Consider the following 19,021-nt stretch of genomic DNA (forward strand, 5'->3'; position numbering starts at 1 on the left):
CGGGTTTTCCGCTTACAAAGACTTTAGTTTTGATTCGATTTCTGCTCGCTTTGACTCAAGAAACGGAGGCAAGGCTAATCGCTCTCCGAGTCTCTCAAGCGATTCATCCATCGCAAATCCCGGTTCATCTGTTGCCAGTTCCACTAAGATTCCGCTCGGTTCGCGGAAGTAAATCGACTGAAAATAGTAACGGTCAATAAGACCAGAGTGGCTGATTCCATGTGCGTCAAGCTTCTCGATCCACTTCGTCATATCGTCTGTTTCTTCCACTCGAATCGCCACATGATGCACACTCCCTCGCCCTGGTCGTTCCGATGGCAAATCCGGCCGATCGACGAGATGAATCTCTGTTGCCACACCACCCTCGCCCGTCTCAAAGACACGCACGTCATGTCCATCCCGTTCAAATGTCGTTACATATCGATAGCCAAGCACTTCTGTCAGCACCCGTGCCGTCTTGTCAATCCGCCGTACCGTCCACTCACTGAATCCGAGACCGAAGATGCCGAGGTCCGTTGGCACTGGACCTTTGCTCCAAGGTGTCCCGCTCCCTCCTTCTACAAGACAGAGACGTTGACCCTCATGATCTTCGAACGAAAGGGTCGCCCTTCCTAAAACCAACTCGATTTCTCCGTAAGATACATCGAACGCGTCAAAACGCTCCTGCCAGTACGCGAGCGCTCCATCCGGCACCCTGAGTGCTGTCCGAGAAATACTGCTTGACCCTCGATACGTCTGTCCGAGAAACGGTAACTCAAAGAACGTCAAATCGGTTCCAGGCGTACCCGTCTCGTCTGCATAGAACAAGTGATACATCGATGGGTCATCCTGGTTAATCGTCTTTTTGACGAGCCGCATCCCTAGTATTTCCGTGTAGAATCGCAAGTTCTTCTTAGCATCCCCGGTCATCGCTGACACGTGATGTTGTCCACTAATCATCTTCATCCCTCATCTCCCCTTTCGACTATATCGTTATTGTATCATCCCCAAATGAGTAAAGTCCTCTTTACATTATGTAAAGTTTGTTTTACACTAGTGGTAGAAACTAGAAATGAGGTGGCACGATGCCATTGATCAACCGCGTGAAAGAACTGCGTGCCCGGCACCAGTTAACCCAAGGTGACCTGGCCGAAAAAGTTGGTGTGACGAGACAGACGATCATCTCGCTCGAGAAAGGCAGCTACACGCCGTCGCTCATGCTGGCGATGCACATCGCAAGGGTGTTTGAGGAACCGGTCGAATCTATATTCACAATCGAGGAGGAATCACAATGAAACATGTCGTCATTCAATCTATTTCAAGTATCATCCTGTATGTCCTGATGGCTTTTCTATTCAGTTCGTTTTTATCTGATATGTCGAAAACAGTCATCGAGTCTGACCGATTCTTAGTTGAATTTAATCTACTTCCACTACTTTTACTCGTTGTTTTTGGCATCGTTTGGACAGTCTATTCGTTTAACACCCGGCCGAATAAACAGTTGAGCTTTGCCCAATGGTCCGTCCGGATGACAGAGTTCAGTGAGGTCGATGAGCGTGAACAAATCATCACAGCGAAAGCGACAAAAGCTGCCTACGTCTCGTTCGGCATTTCAGTCCCAATCCTTATGGGATCGTTCATGTTCTATCCGTTATTTGAAGAGACGCTCCCTGCCTATCCAATATACGCCCTTGCTTCTACATTGATCATCGCGACACTCGTTTATATGACGACCTGGATTCGCGGCTATCGACATTAAGGAATTCATCACGAATTCCTTTTTTTTGTGTCCATTTTTCATCGATTCGGCTATCATGATTGCCAATTCTATTACACCGTGCTTATATATAACTAAATGGTTATATAAAGAATGTAAGGAGTCTTGCTTTGTGAAAACCGTCGATTTGACGATTGGAAACGTGCAACGCGTCATTCTGGCTCTTGCCCTTCCGCTCGTCGGTAGCTCGTTATTACAATTTACGTATAGTCTCGTCGACATGTTTTGGGTCGGTGCGCTCGGGAGCGATGCTGTGGCAAGTATCGGTGCAGCTAGTTTTTATATCATGCTCGGACAGGCGATTCAATCGTTGATTGTCGTTGGCGCCGGCATCAAAGTATCACAAGCTGTCGGGAGACGTGACCTCAATTCGGTTCAGCGTCATGTCCGGGCCAGCAGGCGTCTGAATCTAACACTCGGTCTTTCGTACGCCTCACTACTAATTATGTTCGGTCATACATTCATCGGCTTTTTGAATATGGGTGCCCCCGCTGTGGAGCAGCTTGCGTATGAATATTTGTTCGTCAGCGCGCCGATGCTCATCTTTTCTTTCTTTAATTTGCTGTTTGCTCGTCTATTCAGTGCATATGGCAATACGACAACAGCGATGCGAATCAATGCGACAGGTGTCATCCTCAATATGATTCTCTCCCCGATTTTCATTTATCCATTCCAACTCGGTGTGATCGGGGCTGCCCTTGCAACACTTGTCGCCAACGTCATGATGTTCGGATTGTTTTGGCACCGCGCTCGTACATTATTCAATTGGGATGAAGTCGTTCAGCCGACTCGAGCTGACTATAAAGAAATCATCCGTCTTGGTTTTCCGATGGCAACCCAACGGATTTTGTTCACGGTAATCAGTATTTTTCTTGCCCGCATGATTGGCTCATACGGGACGGAAGCGATTGCGGCACAGCGCATCGGACTTCAAATCGAATCGATTGCCTACATGATGATTGGTGGCTTGAACGGAGCAATGGCTAGCTATACCGGTCAAAACCTCGGGGCACGAAAAGTAGATCGTGTTTATGAAGGTTACCGGGTAACGACCCGACTCGGGATGGTTTACACAGGATTCATTATGTTGTTCTTTTTATTCGTCCCAGATTTACTCATTGGTCTATTCGTCGATGACGTTCGAACCATCGAAATTGGGGCGAGCTACTTGCGAATTATCGGCATTTCGCTCGTCTTCTCATCGATTGAAATGATCGGAAACGGATACTTCTCAGGACTCGGATTACCGAAAATCCCCGCGACCATCTCGATTATTTTCACAGTGGCCCGTATCCCGCTCGCATTTTTTCTTGAGCCTTATCTCGGAATCGATGCTATCTGGTGGAGTATCGCCATCTCAAGTATCACAAAAGGGCTTGTCTCTGACATCTTTGTCCGACTAACGAAAAAGGAAGTGATTTCCCTTGCAGAAGCAGTTTAATCAACTACCCCACCATCTCATCACAAGTGGAAAATTTGCCATCGAGCGAGAAATGTTACGAGTCACGTCAGAAGGCACACTAGCTGTTACGAAGCATCCAAAAGCACTCGGTCATAAAGCGACACATCCATATATCACGACCGATTTTTCTGAAAGTCAAATTGAGCTTGTCACCCCGACGTTTCCGACGATTGAGGCGGCACATCATTTCTTAGAAACGCTTTACGATATTACGGCGCTCAACATAGGCGATGAACGCCTTTGGCCACAATCGATGCCATGTGCCTTGCCGGAAGGTGGTACGATTCCACTCGCTGATTTTGGTGTGTCCGGAATAGAGGCTAGCCGTTATCGTGAGCATCTGCTCCAAAAATATGGTGCGAAAAAACAACTCATTTCTGGAATCCATTTCAACTTTTCATTTTCCGATGAGATGTTATCCGCATTATACGAAGGATCCCCTGAACAATATCGACACTTCAAAGATCACCTATATTTGAAGTTAGTTCGTCAATATTTACGAATGCGTTGGCTCATCGTCTATTTGCTCGGTGCTACACCAGCCGTTCATGTGAGTTATGAAGAACAATGTGTCAGTCAGATGCAAGCGCTCCATGTAGACACTTTTTCAAATAAACAAGCATTGTCCTATCGGAATAGCGACTGTGGGTATACGAATGTTGAACCACTTTATCCAAATTATGCGACACTCTCTAGTTATATAGATGATGTAAGATGGTTCATTGCCAAAGGCGAGATTGCCAATCCGAACGAACTCTACTCCCCCATCCGATTGAAAACATCGAAAGGTGGTAACGACTTAAATCAACTCGAGGCACACGGTATCGATTACATTGAAATTCGCAATATCGATTTGAATCCGTTTGAAAAGACCGGAATTGCTCGTTCAGATTTACGGTTCCTTCATCTGTTTTTGTTGTACTTGACCTTTACTGAGGAGACATCTCATGTCGATTGGCAAGCTGAAGCGTACAATAATCAACAACGTGTCGCCAAAGAAGGCATGTCTCCCACAAGCATATTGACTCGAGATGGTTACGCCATACCTTTACACACGTACGCGACAGAACTTCTCGACGCCATCGATTCGTTCAACACACACTATGACCTCGGCTTCGAAGATGTCTTTCCCGCTGTACGCGAAAAAATTGATCACGTGGACAGGACGTACGCTTCCCGATTAAAGACGATTATGATCGAGACAGGTTATCACGCATGGTCCCTCGCCCAAGCAGAACACTTTTATGAGGACGCCTATGCAAATCGTTTTCGCATTCACGGTTATGCCGACCTGGAACTGTCTACTCAAATCTTAATGAAATCCGCAATTAAACGTGGTTATCGTGTCGATGTCATCGATCGTTCTGACCAGTTCATTCGGATTCGAAACGGCAAACACGAAGAATACGTCAAACAGGCAACGAAAACATCAAAAGACAATTATGTTTCCGTCTTAATGATGGAGAATAAAACGGTGACAAAGTTTGTACTCGCAGAGCATGACATTCGTGTCCCTGAAGGGGTAGAACTTCAAGAGGAATCGGATTTATCTCAGGCATGGCATTCATTTTCAAAACAACCCATCGTCTTAAAGCCGAAGTCTACAAACTTCGGAGTCGGTATTCACATTTTTAAAGACGGAGCGACGTATGAGGAAGCACTGTCTGCATTTCAGTATGCGAAAACGTTTGATGATGTCGTTTTACTTGAGACATTCTTACCCGGAAAAGAATATCGCTTCCTCGTCATCGGGGATGATGTCGCGGGCATCCTCCATCGTGTCCCGGCGAACGTCACTGGAGATGGCACCTCTTCTATCCGTCAACTCGTTGCGACAAAAAATGAAGACCCGTTACGCGGAAAAGGATACAAGACACCGCTCGAGAAAATCGAAATCGACGAGGTCGTCATCTCATTTTTACGTGCTCAAGGCAAGACCCCCGATAGTATTCCCGCTCTCGATGAGCGTGTCTTCTTACGCGAAAACTCTAATATCAGTACCGGCGGAGATAGTATCGACTATACGGATCAAATTTCTGACATCTATAAGCGTATTGCTGTCGATGCCGCTAAGTCAGTCGGGGCAACCATCTGTGGTGTCGATATGATGATTCCCTCTCTCGATGATGCGCAAATCGAATACGGTATCATCGAATTGAATTTTAATCCCGCCATCCATATCCACGCTTTTCCTTATGAAGGAAAAGAACGACCGATTGGTGAGATGCTACTTGATTTATTGTTTAAATATTGAGTATTCCTGTTTCGGAATATTCTTAATTGGGAATATTCAAAATAAGAGGACGGTGACGAAAAATGGAAGAGAGATTGGCTTCTTTGTTTCAAGCGTTAGCCGACCCGAACCGGTTGCGGATGATCGAATTGTTACGGAAACAAGAGTGGACGGTCGTAATGATGGCAAATCAGCTTGGGATTAGTCAACCGCAGACATCGAAGCACTTGCGAATTCTGTATGATGCAGGTCTCGTCACAGTAACCATTGATGCCAATCGAAGACGTTATGCACTCAAGTCTCAAGCACTCGAACCGTTAGATGCTTGGCGGACCTATATGGCTCGGGAAACAGAGCGACTCGATCGATTGGAGACGTTTTTAGCGGAGTCACAGCGAGAGGAGAATGGATCATGAGTACGGTCAAATCACATGTAGAGGGCACGACATTGATTATGGAACGTCTGTTCAAGGCACCACGCCAACTTGTATTTGAAGCATTCTCGACACCTGCACATTTAGAGAAATGGTGGGGGCCGTCCGGATGGGAGACGAAAGTATACAGCTTCGACTTCAAACCGGGGGGGATTTGGCATTATTGCATGACTTGTGTCGACAAAGAACAAGGTGACTTTTATGGTATGGAATCATGGGGCAAATCAACCTTTATCGACATCGATCCATACTCCCGAATCGTCTATACGGATGCATTCTCGGATGCGGACGGACACGTCAATCCGGACTTGCCTGTCATGACGATCACAAATGAATTTCTCGATACATCGGAAGGCACGTTATTCATTAGTCGCTCCGAATTCCCGAATGAAGAGGCTCTCCAACAAGTCGTCGAAATGGGCGCTGTCGAAGGGTTCACTTCCCAACTCGATCGTCTCGAAGCGATTGTAAGCCAGTAAAAAACATGCACCGTTCCCGAAAAGGAATGGTGCATGTTTTGATTCATCTGAACTGCCGAAACAATCCATCAAGCTGTTCTCGCGTAATCCGTTCAAACGTATCTCCGATGCTTACTTCGGTTGAACAGTGTCCGTCTTTTTCAACAAGATACCCCGTAATGCCTACTCCTGTTTCTTCTTGGATGCGCGCAATTTCCTCACCAATTTCTTCCTTCTCCCCTTGAAAATGAAGATGGAACATATTCGTGACCGGGATGCGTGGAGTCGTCCACACGCCATCGAGTTCATTGAATCGCGCTGCCAAGCGGACGGCCTCGTTTCGATACTCGGCCATCTTGTCTTTTCGTAGCTCATAATAATAATCCGCAGACAGGATGTATGGATATAAGCTGATCAAGTCACCACCGTAGCGTCGCTTCCATACTTTCGACGTGTCACAAAATGCCTTCGGTCCAGCAAGGATGGCACCGGCAATGCCACCGATTCCTTTATAAAACGAGACGTATACACTATCAAAGAGCGCACAAATCTCAGATGCCTCTTTTTCATAATACGGAAGCGATTCGAACAGTCGTGCACCATCCAGATGTAGATGAATCGCTTTCTCACGACAGTGTTCATGAATTGCCACAAGTTCCTCGAACGTCGGCAATTCCCCGCCGATTTCTCGTTGTGGCAGTTCGAGCAACAGACACGCGATGTCCGGTAACGCTTGAATCTCTTCGAGCGTCATCAATCGGTTTTCGTCCCCCACTAAAATCGGTTCGATGTGATGCAACTCTTTTAAACCATCCTGCTCATGAATTTCAAGGTGACAAAGCGGGTGATATGCGACCTTTTTCTTCCCTGTCTCATCACACCAAATGCGTAGCGCAATCTGCTGTGCCATCGTACCGCTCGGAAAGAAAACTGCCGACTCTTTCCCAAGAACCTGTGCCATCTTCTCTTCGAACTGTCGAATCGTTTTCCCCTGTCCATACTGGTCACTCGGCTCATCTTCACGCACCTGTTCAAATACGCGTTTCAATACCCCGGCTTCCCGTTTGCCGTGACCGCTCAATTGAACGTTCGTCTGACGATACGTGTCTGCCAATCGCTCCATTCTTTCCCCTCCTCGACAAATAAGCTCCCTGTCAGTATAACAGGGAGTCTTCTCTTCAGTCGCGAATGCGGACGATGAGTTTACCGCGCACTTTTCGCGTTTGTAGTTTTTCGAGACCTTCTTTCAATTGGTCGAACGACAACACTTCTGTGACGAGATCGTTCAGTTCACCTGCATCGAGCAAGTTCATCATCTCTTCGGCCATATACGCCAAGTTGCGAATCGCATGTTCGTCCTCGCTCGCATGCGCCGCCCCGAGTGCCACTTCGTGAATCGAAGGAGATAACGTGAAGCCTTTCATGTTCGTCATGTCTGGTGGCCCGGCGATGTAGGCGAGGTGTCCGCTGAATGCGAGACGATCTAGGTCTGCTGTCGCAACGTCTCGTCCGACTGTATTCAAAATCAGGTCGACACCACGTCCATCTGTTTCTTCCATGATCCGTGCCGTCACGTCCTCGACGTTATAATCAATCACCACGTCCGCCCCGAGTGATTCTACCCACTCAACGTTCTCAGGAGATGCCGTCGTGAATACCTTAAGACCGAGCCGTTTTGCGAGCTGAATCGCAAATCCACCGACACCGCCCGCTCCTGCGTGTACGAGAATCGTCTCCTTATCTCGCGTGTTCAGCTTCTGCATGACCGCTTCATATGCTGTCATCCCCGCACACAGGATAGAAGCCGCCGCCTCATCGCTTACACCTTGCGGAACGACCGCACACGCCCGGGCATCGACGACCGTATACTCGGCGAATCCCCCATATTTCGAAAGATCCGTATGCACAGCCACACGCGAACCCGTAATGATGTTGGCGATACTCGAACCGACCTCAACGACTTCTCCGACGAGGTCGACACCGAGAATGTGTGGATATGACCAATTCGGGTTTCCGTTTGATCCGACTTTATAATCGACCGGATTCAAGGCGACCGCTTCGACACGAATCAACAGTTCTCCCGCTCCTGGTGTCGGTCGGTCGATTTCTCCAATATGCAGATGATCAAGACCAGGTTGATCGAGTAGCCATGCTTTCATGTTTAGTAAGCTCCTTCCGAATACGTGAGTTCGTATGAGTGTGAATAAATTTCAACGAGGTTGCCGAATGGATCTTCGCAGTACACCATGCGGTACGGTTTTTCACCTGGGTAGTATTCACGAATCGGCATCCGTTGTCTCCCGCCGTGAGCGACAATCTTCTCGACGAGCCCTTCGATGTCAGGGTCTTGTACACAGTAGTGGAAGATCCCTGTCTTCCAAAACTCGAAGTTGTCTTCTGGTGTTTCGTTGTTCGGGAATTCGAACAACTCAATCCCGATTCCGTCTCCCGTTGACATATGAGCGATTCGGAATTTGCCCCAGCCCGGTCCGAAGACGTCGGTACACATCACACCGATTGGCGAATCATCCTCGACAACGTCTGATGGTGTCATAATCGTATACCACCCCATCACGTCCTCATAAAATTTTACGGCCTCAGCGACGCTCGGTACAGAAAGACCGATGTGTGAAAACGTTCTTGGATATGTCATGTTTCATCTACTCCTTTTTGTTTGCTCAATTTAGCGGATAACGATAAGATACTGTCATTGAAGCAAGAAAAAAAGTACGCACATTGAAGTAACTACCCGAAAGTGAGGTTCCTTGAACATGACCACATCGTTCCCCGTCAACCGCGCACTTGAGATTATCGGCGGCAAATGGCGCCCCCAAGTGTACTGCACGCTTCAAGATGGACCGCTTCGTTTTTCTGATATTCAACGAGCGATTCCGGACGTCAGCCGAAAAGTGTTGACCGACCAATTGCGCGAGCTCGAGCAGCTCGGCATGGTTCGCCGTGTCGACTACTCGACCGAGAAGCACCTGCACGTCGAATATTCATTGACCGAAGACGCCCTCGGACTGCAACCCGCCATGAATGCCCTTTGTTCATGGGGAGAGTGCCACGACAAAAAATAATCCCGAGCCACATGGCCCGGGATTATTTTTATGAGGCGAACAGACTAATCAAATTCCCATCCGCATCGTACAGGATGGCGTAACGTTGACCCCAGAACGCATCCCACGGTGCTTTGTGTGACGCATAACCTTGTTCAAGGACTGAATCATACAAAGTATTCAGCGACTCTCGACTTTCACATAAAAAGGCAAGCTCAATCCGATGTCCTTCTGCCTGTTTCCATTCCCCGTACACCGATTCGGCCACTTCCACCGTATCGAACGCGAGACGCACGTCCCCCTCATCGATTTCCACATGCGCTTCTCCATTCATCGCTTCCGGAATCTCAAACCCGAGCGCACGATAAAAATCGAGTGAGCGCTTCATATCCTTCACGACGATGCCGATCATATCCAACTTGACTGCCATCTTGTCCCCTCCCTTTATTTTCATGATACGATTTGAGTGTAGCACGACCACTTCCATCAGAGACGAGGAATTTCAATGAATTATACGTTTCAACCACTCACCCAAGAGCAAGCCGAACGTATCGCCTTTGAGTGGCGCTATGAAGGCGACTACGCGTTTTACAATATGGACGCCGACGAGGAAGACCTCGCCTCATTTTTAGATGCAGATGAACGGGGCGACACGACGTTCGCCGTCCTTGAAACGAATGAGATGATCGGCTTTGTCACGTTACAATTCGAATCACCAGGAACTGTTACCATCGGTCTTGGCATGCGCCCTGATTTGACGGGCAACGGCAATGGATATCGATTTCTAACATCGATTTTAAATTGGATTGATGCGACATATGGGACTTGCAATGTGTGTCTTACTGTCGCCACGTTCAACAAGCGAGCGATCCGTTTATATGAATCGCTCGGTTTCACCCCACAGGAAATATTTATGCAGGAGACGAACGGTGGAGTGTATCCTTTTCTTTCGATGACACATGAACACAGCAAAACCCCGAACAACTGATGTCCGGGGTTTCGTTATGTCCGCTGCTTCTTTTGAATATATGAGAGACCGAGCGCTCCGATGAGAATCGTCCCTTTGACGATGTCTTGCGCATAATACGGGACATCCCACATCGTCAGTCCGTTTAGAAGAATCCCAATCAAAATAGCTCCAATCAATGTTCCGATGACGTTCGGACGCCCTGTTCCGAAGACAGCATAACCAATGTAAGCAGCCGCGACGGCATCCATCAAGAGGGGTGCCCCAGCCGAGACCTGACCAGTCCCAATCCGAGATGCAAGAATGATCCCACCGATGGCCGCAAACAACCCACTGAGCACGTAGGCATAAAGTTTAATGCGATTCACGGCAATCCCAGAACGACGGGCCGCTTCGGCGTTCGATCCGACGTAATAAAACTCACGCCCAGTCCGCGTATAAGTCAAGAACAGATGCGCTCCGATAAAGAATACCAGCATGAGTAGGGCGACGAACGGAATCGGACCGATTGTCCCTTGACCGATGAATAGAAACGACGGGATGAAACGTCCTGGCGCCGTCCCCCCTTCAATCGGCATGTTGTCATAAATCGAGAATCCTTTCGTATACGTCAATTGAATCCCGTTAATGACGTACATGATGGCGAGTGTCGCTAGTAAATCCGGCAACCGAAACTTGATTGTGACGAGCGCATTTAACAGCCCGACGAGAATCCCGAGTGCAAGTGGGATCAGCAGAGCGACGAGTAGCTCTTGTCGATGAAGGACGAGGCTTGCTGCCGCCCCGATTGTCGCAAGACTCGCCGTTGATCCGACTGATAAGTCAAATCCTCCTACGATGAGCGAGAATGTGACGCCAAGGGCAAGTAACGACACGATTGAAACCGATTTGATAATGTCACTAAAATTTGCATACGTCAGAAATTGATCGTTCGTCACGGTAAAGACCGCAATCAAACCAAGGATTGCGAGTAACGTCCCATACTGACCGATATGACCGCTGATTCGTTTTCGTTCCTTGACCACCAATTGTGCCATCTTACACGCCTCCTTTCTCTACAATTTGTCCACGGTCGAGCCAAACAATCCGATTGGCGACCCGTTCGAGTTCATGTCGCTCACTTGACGTGAACAATACGGTCTTCCCTTGTTTCGCGAGTGCAATGACGCGTTCATACACGTCTTGTTTCGCTGCGATATCGATTCCTTTTGTCGGTTCGTCGAGCAGATAGATGTCTCGGTTATCGAGCAACCATTTGCTGAAGACGACCTTCTGCTGATTTCCGCCACTCAGCTCACTTACCGGTTGTCTCACGTTCGCATAGCGGACGCGAAGCGATTTCAATACGTCCGAGACATCATCGGTCTTTCCTGCGACAGCAATCACGTTCCGTTCAATCGTCTCGTCTAAAAATAATCCATGACGACGTCTCTCCTCTGGAACGAGTGCAAACCCTAAACGTACGGCGTCTGCCGGTTCTTTGATCACGTGCTCTTTCCCCTCGATTGTGATGGATTGACGAATCCCAGAAAGACCGAACAATGCTTCCATCAGTTCCGTCTTCCCACTTCCCGTCAATCCACCAATCCCGAGCACTTCCCCGCGATACGCTTCAATCGAAATGTCAGATTGGAAGACTGGAAGGGGCAACTGCGCAGACAAGAAAATCTCATTTTCAGGTACTGCCTTTTCTAACACTGCATCAAATGTCGTCCCACTCAAAAATGTCTGCACCGCTTCCGAGGAGAGCGATTGGTACGGTCCATCGTACACAACACGTCCGTCTCGAAGAAACGTAGAGGTCGACGTGACCCGTGTGAGCTCGTTTGAACGATGCGTGACCAATACAATTCCGACTCCTTCTGTCGCAAGCTTCTGTAACAATTCCAGTAAGGCGTCGGCCTCCGTTTCTGATAAGGCAGCGGTCGGTTCGTCGAGGAGTAAATACTTGGCATCGCTCTCGAGTGCTCGGGCGATGAGAAGGCGCTGCTTCACGCTGAGCGGGTATTGACCGGCTGGAATCGTTGGATCGACCTCTAAACCGACTCGGGACAACACGCGTTGCGCTCGCTCTTTCAAACGTTGCGGGCGAATCCATTTCACCGTCTGCCATGGAAGGACATTCTCATACACAGGCAAGTCCAAATAGAGCGCATCATCGACTTCTTGCGATACCGTGATGATGCCATGACGAATCGCTTCCGCTGGTGTGAGCCAGATTGGTTTTCCATCAATGGACAATTCGCCGGACGTCGGTTCGACCGTTCCGTTTAGCAGTTTGATGAGGGTACTCTTACCGGCCCCGTTCAGACCGAGGAGACCATGAATGTCTCCAGGCTTCAAACTGAATGACAGTTGATCAAGCACCGTGACGTCACCGTACTGTTTCGTGATTCGTTCCAAGTGAATCATCAGTCCATCTCCTTCATCCAATCCGACCATGCCGCATTTGATTCGCCCCAACCCGGAACGTACTGTCCAAGGTCATCCATCGTGACAGCCTCGTCCGGCAAGACATCACGATCCACTAGATATGGGTCGACCGAATGAATTGAAGGCGTTTCGTCCCCGACTACTTTTTGATAAGCGTAACGGACTTGAATGCGACCGATTTCGGCTGGATCTGTGGCAGCTGTCACTTTCCACGGACTTCCCTCTTCTTGCATGAGTTGTAAATCTTCGTCACTCAAATCAATTCCATAGACGGCAATCTCGTCACGTCCTGCCTGTTTGATGGCACGGCTCGCCCCTTTTGCGAACTCATCCCACATCGCAAACACCGCATCAATTTCGCCTTCCGGGTACTTCTTCAAAATCGCCTCCATCTGGCTTTGCGTATCGAGCGCCGTGTTGTTCGTCGCCGAACCGAACTTTGCGACTTCCTGGATGCCGGGATAGCGTTTTAAGAACGCGTCATAAATCGTATGTCGACGTTCCATCGGGGTGAATCCACCGACCCAAATCGTGACGATGTTCCCTTCCCCGTCCAAATCTTCCGCGAGTGCTTTTAGCGAGCGCCATGCTAGTGAATAATCATCTTGGTCGATGACCGTCACGCCTTCGTTCGTCAAATCGTTATCGAATGCAACGACTTTGATGCCTTTGTCGAGCGCCCGTTGAACCGGTTCTTTCAAGGCATCGGCACGTCCGTGGTCAATCAAGATCACATCGACTCCTTGCGTCGTCGCCGTATCGACATAACTCGCCATTTTCGACAAATCATTTTCGGCATTATACACTTTCACGTTGCCACCGAACGCTTCGACTTGCTCGGTCACCCCTTCGATATACTGCGAAGAGAACGTCCCGATCGACATCTGCATAACGAGGGCGACTTCTAGATTTTTCGGAAGCGTCTCATTTGAGACGTTGACGGTTTTCGCTTCCGTTTTACTTGTTGTCGTAGTCGTTTTCGGTTGAGCCTGTTCGTTCGTGCATCCGGCAAGTGCCAGGATGACGGTCAACAGGAAGAAGATGATTTTTTTAGACATATGTGTTTCCTCCTACATGTTCTACAATGACCGACTCAGTCGGTTCGAGCACACCTGTCTCTGTAATTAGACCGGTAATCAGTTCGGGTGGTGTCACATCAAACGCCGGATTGAAGACGGTGATGCCGACGAGTGCCGTCGGATGTCCCCCGATATGGGTCACTTCATGCGCGTCCCGTTCTTCGATTTGAATCGTGTCATCTGCCTCTAAATCGAATGTCGAATGCGGAGCAGCCACATAGAATGGGATGCCGTAATGCTTCGCCAAAATCGCAAGCTGAAGTGTTCCGATTTTATTCGCTGTATGACCGGTACGGGTGATGCGGTCCGCCCCGACGATGATAGCATCGATTTGTTTCGTCTGGATGGTCCAGGCCGCCATGTTATCTGTAATCAGTGTGACATCGATATCTGCCCGGTCGAGCTCCCATACGGTCAGTCGTGCTCCTTGAAGCAGCGGTCGCGTTTCGGACGCGAACACCCGAAACGGGATGCCACGCTCTTTCCCGACATAGAACGGCGCGAGCGCGGTACCGTATCGTGACGTCGCGATGGCACCGGCGTTACAAATCGTCAATACGTTGCCACCAGCGGGTAACACGGTGAGCGCATGTTCCCCAATCGTGCGATACGTAGCCACGTCTTGTTCAAAGATTTCAATCGCACGCTGCTTGATTGCTTTTGCAATCTGTTCAAAGTCCTCCCCCACATTCAATCGAAGGAGTGATTCGATGACATGCTGTAAGTTGACCGCGGTCGGTCTTGTCGCAATCAACCGTTGACCGACTTGATTCAATTGGAGATGAAAATATGGATTGTCTTGCAGACGTGACGCTTCTTTCGCAAGGACAAACGCTCCGAAATAAGCGATGGCCGGTGCACCGCGAACTTGAAGCGACTTGATTGCCTGCTCGGCCTGTTCGAGCGTCAACACTTCGACATAGCGCTCTTCTTGCGGCAACAGCGTCTGATCTAAAATCGTCAACATTTCCGTGTCGGCATCGAAATGAATACTTTGCACACTCATACGCGCACCTCCGACAAGACTGGAATCAATTGATCGATGGATTGAATTTGATGGCGCTGTTTGATGAGACGCGTACCGAGCTCTAAGGCGTGGCGTTTCCGTTCGATGCGAAGGTCGACTGGTAATGTCTCTAAGTCGGCGACTCCAGCCAGACCGACAGTCCGCCGAATCAATTCGCAGCCTGCGTAGCCGATGGCGTCACTCAAAATGGATGGCAACAGTTCGTCCACGAATCCTACTGTGTTGAACGGCTCTGCGGCCTGTGTAAAACGGGTACGGAACGTTTTCTCGAACGTCTCCCAGACGGTGAGTACTTCGGTGAAGCGTTCGAATCGTTTCAACGGATGCGCATACGTTGAGAACACCAGATGAGCAATGATTTGACCAATGTCAAAGCCGAACGGACCGTAAAACGCAAATTCGGGATCGATGATTTTTGTTTCTTGACGGGTCGCAAAAATGCTTCCTGTATGTAAATCCCCGTGCAGTAGCGCTTCGTGCTTCGTCACGAACCCAACCTTCAATTTGGTCACTTCAATTTTCAAAGCGAGGTCTGACCAGAGTTGCTCCACATCCGGACGAAGGACTGGCTCGATTTGATTCGATTCTGCGTCGCGATACGGGTCGGTGAAGATCAGTTTCTCCGTGATATCGCATAGTTCTGGATTGTAATACTCTTTTTCGATTTGTTTCTTCACGAGTGGTCCGTTCGCGTAGTCAGACGTCGCAAACAACGTTTCCCCGAGGAACGTACCGACGTGGCGGGCTAAGTTCGGGTAGCTCTCTCCTTTTAGGAAGCCGGTGCGGACGATTTCGAACGATGATAAATCTTCTAAAATCGTATAGGCGAGTTCACGGTCACTCCCGAGGACACTCGGGACGAACTGAGGCACGACTTTTGAAAATTCACGAAGAGCCAGCTGTTCAATCCAAGACCGATCAAGCGTGAGCGGCCAGCTCTCCCCCACGACTTTTGCATACGGTAACGCTTGTTTCACAATCAATGACGTCTCTCCTTGACGAATGCGAAAGACGAGATTTAAATTTCCATCCCCGATCTCCTCGCATTCTGCAATCCCCTCTTCTAGTAACCCTAACTGTCGAACGTGGTCGACGACACTCTGTTCTGTAAACGCCTCATAAGCCATGATGGTTTTCCCCTTTCTTGGATCTATGCATGAAAAAAGCCCCTTTCTCCGCGAGAAAGAGGCACACCCAAATTGGTTGTTCCTCTCATCTTTCAGACATGTGTCTGGTGGATGTAGCACCGTGCCAAATGGTCGGTTGCTGCGGCGTCTTAGGGCCAATTCCCTCTGCCAACTCGCGATAAGAGTAAATGATGTAATTGTGTTTGACGTGTTGAGACGAATATTACGGACTAGGCATGCTAGTTGTCAATCCTCTATTTTCAGTCGCCCACTTATTTTCGACACGCATATATAGAAACATTATTTTTAAACTTTTTTTCTCAAAAAAAGGAATTGACGAGTGAGCGATTCTATGTAAAAATTCAATTAAATTTCACAACTTCACAACTATTCTTATCAAGAGCAGACGGAGGGACAAGCCCGATGATGTCGCAGCAACCGACCAGAAATGGCACGGTGCTAATTCTTGCAGCTAACGCTGAGAGATAAGAGTTCATTGTTTTTTTGAATGACCTCTTGCCTTGGCATGAGGTCATTTTTTGTTTGACCTGAAAGGAGGAACTTATGGGAATCATCGCTACTTATGAAATCAAACATACCGATCACGTCGAGCGTGTAGCTGAGAAAATCGCACATGAGCTGACCGTCGGGACATGGACCGAGTTGAACCATCTCGAACAATATCAACTGCAAGCGTTCCGAGGTGAGGTCATCGCCACGTCCCAACAAGAAACGACAAGTCGCTTCTCGATTCGCTACCCGCTACATAACGTGACACCGGACTTTTCGTCCATTCTGACGACGACATTCGGTAAGCTCTCCCTCGACCCAGGCGTTCAACTTGTCGACCTCTCGCTTCCAGAGGAACTCGCACCGGACTTTCCGGGTGCCGCATTCGGAGTTGAAGGGGTCCGGGACATCCTTCGTGTACACGACCGCCCGCTCGCGATGAGCATCTTCAAAGGCGTCATCGGACGAGACCTTGATTTTTTGGCGACACAACTCCGGGACCAGTTCGCAGGCGGCATCGACCTCGTCAAAGACGATGAAATTCTATATGACAATCCGCTCACCCCGTCGCTCGAACGGGCACGGATCGGGGCATCGGTCATCCGGGAGCATAAAGAAACGACCGGTCGCTCCGTTCTATACGCCGTCACGTTGAGCGGACCCGTTTTCACCTTACGCGACCAGGCGAAGCGATTGATTGAGGCAGGCGCGACCGCACTCTTATTCAACGTATATACGTATGGGCTCGACGCATTGCGCGAGCTCGCTAAAGATCCTGAGATTCATGTCCCGATTTTGGCACATCCCGCTTTTGCCGGAGCGTTGACCGGATCGGTTCGTCATTCCCTACTGTTCGGGAAACTGATTCGCTTGGCCGGGGCAGACTTGACACTCTTCCCGTCGCCATACGGTTCACTGTCGACACCGAAAGACGAGGCACAACAGATTCAGACGTACGCGACAGAACCTCATTGGACGAAACCGATTCTGACGGTCCCGTCTGCCGGTATCCATCCTGGACTCGTACCAGATTTGATTCGTGACTTCGGATCAGATGTCGTCATCAATGCGGGTGGTGGGATTCACGGACATCCAGACGGTGCGGCTGACGGAGCGAGAGCGTTCCGCCAAGCGATCGATCAAGCAATTGGTAAGACGAGCGAGACCGATGCGTTATCGACTGCTTTAGATGCGTGGGGTGCACGATGAGTACGCACGTCATCTGTGATTTCGACGGGACCATCACGGAAGAAGATAACATCATCGCATTGATGCGACGCTTCGCCCCACCTGAATGGGTCGAACTTAAAGATGGTGTGTTGAACCAAACGCTCTCCATTCGCGAAGGCGTCGGTCAGATGTTCAGCTTGCTCCCGAGTGAACAGGAATTGAAGTACCGTGAATTTCTTCAGTCGACCATAACGTTTCGACCAGGGTTTATCGAGTTTTTACAGGAGACACAGTCATGCGGCTTTCGATTTGATGTCGTCAGTGGCGGAATGGACTTTTTCGTCCATCCGATTCTAGAAGGTTACGTCGAACCGGAACACATCTACTGCAATCATGTTGATTTCTCTGGAGAGACGGCACACGTCACCTGGCCTCATACATGCGATGTCCATTGTTCGAACGATTGTGGATGCTGCAAGCCGACGATTGCCCGACAGATTGTCTCACCTACCGACACATTGATTGTCATCGGGGACTCCGTCACCGACTTTGAAATCGCCAAACGTGCCGACGTCGTGTATGCACGGGGGCAATTGATTTCGCTATGTGAGGCGGAAGGAATTCGGCATATTCCGTTCGAGACATTCTACGATATTTCAGCTCATATGAAAGGAGTGAACGTATGACTGTGCAAGAACGGTGGGGAGAACTTGCCGACATTAAAGACGAGCTCGCCGCACGAGACTGGTTCCCCGGAACGAGCGGGAACCTGGCGATCCGCGTATCAGATGACCCATTGACATTCCTTGTGACGGCAAGCGGTCGTGATAAACGAAAGCGCACCGATGAAGATTTCGTCCTCGTTGATGCGACCGGTCAATTGATTGGAGAGCAGACAGGCAAACCGTCGGCTGAGACGTTGTTACATGTCGATATCTTCAACAATACGAACGCAACATGTTCGCTTCACGTGCATACGGTCGACAATAACGTCATCTCGGAACTGTATGCTGCAAAAGGTCATGTTACGTTCACAGGCCAAGAAATCATCAAAGCGCTCGGTTATTGGGAAGAGACGGCCAGTGTACGAATCCCGATTATCGAGAACCACGCGGATATCCCGATGCTCGCTCGCGCTTTCGCCACACACGTCACAAGCGATGCAGGTGCCGTCCTCATTCGGAACCACGGAATCACCGTTTGGGGCGAGACGCCAGCTGCGGCAAAACGTTATTTAGAAGCATATGAATTTTTGTTCAGCTATTCATTAAAATTACGCGCCTTAGGCGTCCATTCATAAGGAGGA

The 19,021-nt window shown here is 49.2% G+C and carries 21 protein-coding genes and 2 riboswitches; of the genes, 11 read left to right on the top strand and 10 right to left on the bottom strand.

The features are described 5' to 3' along the window. Nucleotides 1–12: 12 nt before the first annotated feature. Nucleotides 13–945: a ring-cleaving dioxygenase gene (locus KNO78_RS09710; protein ID WP_214690407.1), complete on the bottom strand. Its 933-nt coding sequence runs from the start codon at nt 943–945 to the stop codon at nt 13–15. Between the two features lie 119 nt (nt 946–1,064). Between KNO78_RS09710 and KNO78_RS09715 the strand changes: the two genes are divergently transcribed. From KNO78_RS09715 to KNO78_RS09740, 6 genes are all read left to right on the top strand, one after another. Beyond that, nucleotides 1,065–1,274, top strand: a complete 210-nt coding sequence (locus tag KNO78_RS09715; protein ID WP_012727465.1) for a helix-turn-helix transcriptional regulator — start codon at nt 1,065–1,067, stop codon at nt 1,272–1,274. Continuing rightward, nucleotides 1,271–1,738, top strand: a complete 468-nt coding sequence (locus tag KNO78_RS09720) for a hypothetical protein (RefSeq protein WP_012727466.1) — start codon at nt 1,271–1,273, stop codon at nt 1,736–1,738. The genes KNO78_RS09715 and KNO78_RS09720 overlap by 4 nt, the downstream gene beginning before the upstream one ends. Before the next feature lie 130 nt (nt 1,739–1,868). Further along, nucleotides 1,869–3,197 carry an MATE family efflux transporter gene (locus tag KNO78_RS09725; protein ID WP_214690406.1) on the top strand — a complete coding sequence of 443 codons (1,329 nt, stop codon included), beginning with the start codon at nt 1,869–1,871 and terminating at the stop codon, nt 3,195–3,197. After that, nucleotides 3,181–5,472 (top strand): bifunctional glutamate--cysteine ligase GshA/glutathione synthetase GshB, encoded by a 2,292-nt coding sequence (gene gshAB / locus KNO78_RS09730; protein ID WP_214690405.1) that lies wholly within the window; start codon nt 3,181–3,183, stop codon nt 5,470–5,472. Before KNO78_RS09725 ends, gshAB begins: the two co-directional genes overlap by 17 nt. Before the next feature lie 62 nt (nt 5,473–5,534). Continuing rightward, the gene (locus KNO78_RS09735; protein ID WP_031422096.1) at nt 5,535–5,867 is read left to right on the top strand and encodes an ArsR/SmtB family transcription factor; all 333 of its coding nucleotides are present in this window, start codon (nt 5,535–5,537) and stop codon (nt 5,865–5,867) included. Next, the gene (locus KNO78_RS09740) at nt 5,864–6,364 is read left to right on the top strand and encodes an SRPBCC family protein (protein ID WP_012727470.1); all 501 of its coding nucleotides are present in this window, start codon (nt 5,864–5,866) and stop codon (nt 6,362–6,364) included. The genes KNO78_RS09735 and KNO78_RS09740 overlap by 4 nt, the downstream gene beginning before the upstream one ends. Before the next feature lie 43 nt (nt 6,365–6,407). Here KNO78_RS09740 and KNO78_RS09745 read toward each other — a convergent pair whose 3' ends face one another. The 3 genes from KNO78_RS09745 to KNO78_RS09755 are packed head-to-tail and all read right to left on the bottom strand — an operon-like array spanning nt 6,408 to nt 8,996. Next, on the bottom strand, nt 6,408–7,466 hold the full coding sequence (locus tag KNO78_RS09745) for a threonine aldolase family protein (RefSeq protein ID WP_214690404.1): 1,059 nt from the start codon (nt 7,464–7,466) through the stop codon (nt 6,408–6,410). 55 nt (nt 7,467–7,521) lie between these two features. Continuing rightward, nucleotides 7,522–8,502, bottom strand: a complete 981-nt coding sequence (locus tag KNO78_RS09750) for a zinc-binding dehydrogenase (protein ID WP_031422092.1) — start codon at nt 8,500–8,502, stop codon at nt 7,522–7,524. A 2-nt stretch (nt 8,503–8,504) separates the two neighbouring features. Continuing rightward, on the bottom strand, nt 8,505–8,996 hold the full coding sequence (locus KNO78_RS09755; RefSeq protein ID WP_074035577.1) for a lactoylglutathione lyase family protein: 492 nt from the start codon (nt 8,994–8,996) through the stop codon (nt 8,505–8,507). A 118-nt stretch (nt 8,997–9,114) separates the two neighbouring features. On the opposite strand from KNO78_RS09755, the gene KNO78_RS09760 reads away from it, so the two are divergent. Beyond that, nucleotides 9,115–9,423: a winged helix-turn-helix transcriptional regulator gene (locus KNO78_RS09760; protein ID WP_078147739.1), complete on the top strand. Its 309-nt coding sequence runs from the start codon at nt 9,115–9,117 to the stop codon at nt 9,421–9,423. Between the two features lie 28 nt (nt 9,424–9,451). Here KNO78_RS09760 and KNO78_RS09765 read toward each other — a convergent pair whose 3' ends face one another. Further along, nucleotides 9,452–9,832 carry a VOC family protein gene (locus KNO78_RS09765; RefSeq protein WP_214690403.1) on the bottom strand — a complete coding sequence of 127 codons (381 nt, stop codon included), beginning with the start codon at nt 9,830–9,832 and terminating at the stop codon, nt 9,452–9,454. A gap of 75 nt (nt 9,833–9,907) precedes the next feature. Between KNO78_RS09765 and KNO78_RS09770 the strand changes: the two genes are divergently transcribed. Next, the gene (locus tag KNO78_RS09770; RefSeq protein ID WP_214690402.1) at nt 9,908–10,390 is read left to right on the top strand and encodes a GNAT family N-acetyltransferase; all 483 of its coding nucleotides are present in this window, start codon (nt 9,908–9,910) and stop codon (nt 10,388–10,390) included. A gap of 14 nt (nt 10,391–10,404) precedes the next feature. On the opposite strand, the gene KNO78_RS09775 is transcribed toward KNO78_RS09770, so the two are convergent. The 5 genes from KNO78_RS09775 to mtnK are packed head-to-tail and all read right to left on the bottom strand — an operon-like array spanning nt 10,405 to nt 16,035. Beyond that, nucleotides 10,405–11,406, bottom strand: a complete 1,002-nt coding sequence (locus KNO78_RS09775) for an ABC transporter permease (protein ID WP_012727477.1) — start codon at nt 11,404–11,406, stop codon at nt 10,405–10,407. A gap of 1 nt (nt 11,407) precedes the next feature. After that, nucleotides 11,408–12,781, bottom strand: a complete 1,374-nt coding sequence (locus tag KNO78_RS09780) for a sugar ABC transporter ATP-binding protein (RefSeq protein WP_214690401.1) — start codon at nt 12,779–12,781, stop codon at nt 11,408–11,410. Then, the gene (locus KNO78_RS09785; protein ID WP_214690400.1) at nt 12,781–13,860 is read right to left on the bottom strand and encodes a sugar ABC transporter substrate-binding protein; all 1,080 of its coding nucleotides are present in this window, start codon (nt 13,858–13,860) and stop codon (nt 12,781–12,783) included. The genes KNO78_RS09780 and KNO78_RS09785 overlap by 1 nt, the downstream gene beginning before the upstream one ends. After that, nucleotides 13,853–14,887, bottom strand: coding sequence for an S-methyl-5-thioribose-1-phosphate isomerase (gene mtnA, locus KNO78_RS09790; RefSeq protein WP_214690399.1), 1,035 nt, complete (start codon nt 14,885–14,887; stop codon nt 13,853–13,855). Before mtnA ends, KNO78_RS09785 begins: the two co-directional genes overlap by 8 nt. Beyond that, nucleotides 14,884–16,035 (bottom strand): S-methyl-5-thioribose kinase, encoded by a 1,152-nt coding sequence (gene mtnK, locus KNO78_RS09795; RefSeq protein ID WP_214690398.1) that lies wholly within the window; start codon nt 16,033–16,035, stop codon nt 14,884–14,886. Before mtnK ends, mtnA begins: the two co-directional genes overlap by 4 nt. Before the next feature lie 82 nt (nt 16,036–16,117). After that, nucleotides 16,118–16,220, bottom strand: a riboswitch (SAM riboswitch). A 205-nt stretch (nt 16,221–16,425) separates the two neighbouring features. Then, nucleotides 16,426–16,527: riboswitch (SAM riboswitch) on the top strand. A gap of 72 nt (nt 16,528–16,599) precedes the next feature. Here mtnK and KNO78_RS09800 point away from each other — a divergent pair. From KNO78_RS09800 to KNO78_RS09810, 3 genes are read left to right on the top strand one after another with little or no spacing between them, the layout of a single operon-like run. Next, a complete protein-coding gene (locus tag KNO78_RS09800) occupies nt 16,600–17,754 on the top strand; it encodes a 2,3-diketo-5-methylthiopentyl-1-phosphate enolase (protein ID WP_214690397.1) in 1,155 nt (384 codons plus the stop codon). After that, nucleotides 17,751–18,401, top strand: coding sequence for a 2-hydroxy-3-keto-5-methylthiopentenyl-1-phosphate phosphatase (locus tag KNO78_RS09805; RefSeq protein WP_214690396.1), 651 nt, complete (start codon nt 17,751–17,753; stop codon nt 18,399–18,401). The genes KNO78_RS09800 and KNO78_RS09805 overlap by 4 nt, the downstream gene beginning before the upstream one ends. Next, nucleotides 18,398–19,015, top strand: coding sequence for a methylthioribulose 1-phosphate dehydratase (locus KNO78_RS09810; protein ID WP_074035559.1), 618 nt, complete (start codon nt 18,398–18,400; stop codon nt 19,013–19,015). Before KNO78_RS09805 ends, KNO78_RS09810 begins: the two co-directional genes overlap by 4 nt. Nucleotides 19,016–19,021 lie beyond the last annotated feature (6 nt).

The sequence above is a fragment of the Exiguobacterium sp. s132 genome (assembly GCF_018617235.1).
In the GTDB taxonomy this organism is placed as follows: domain Bacteria; phylum Bacillota; class Bacilli; order Exiguobacteriales; family Exiguobacteriaceae; genus Exiguobacterium; species Exiguobacterium profundum.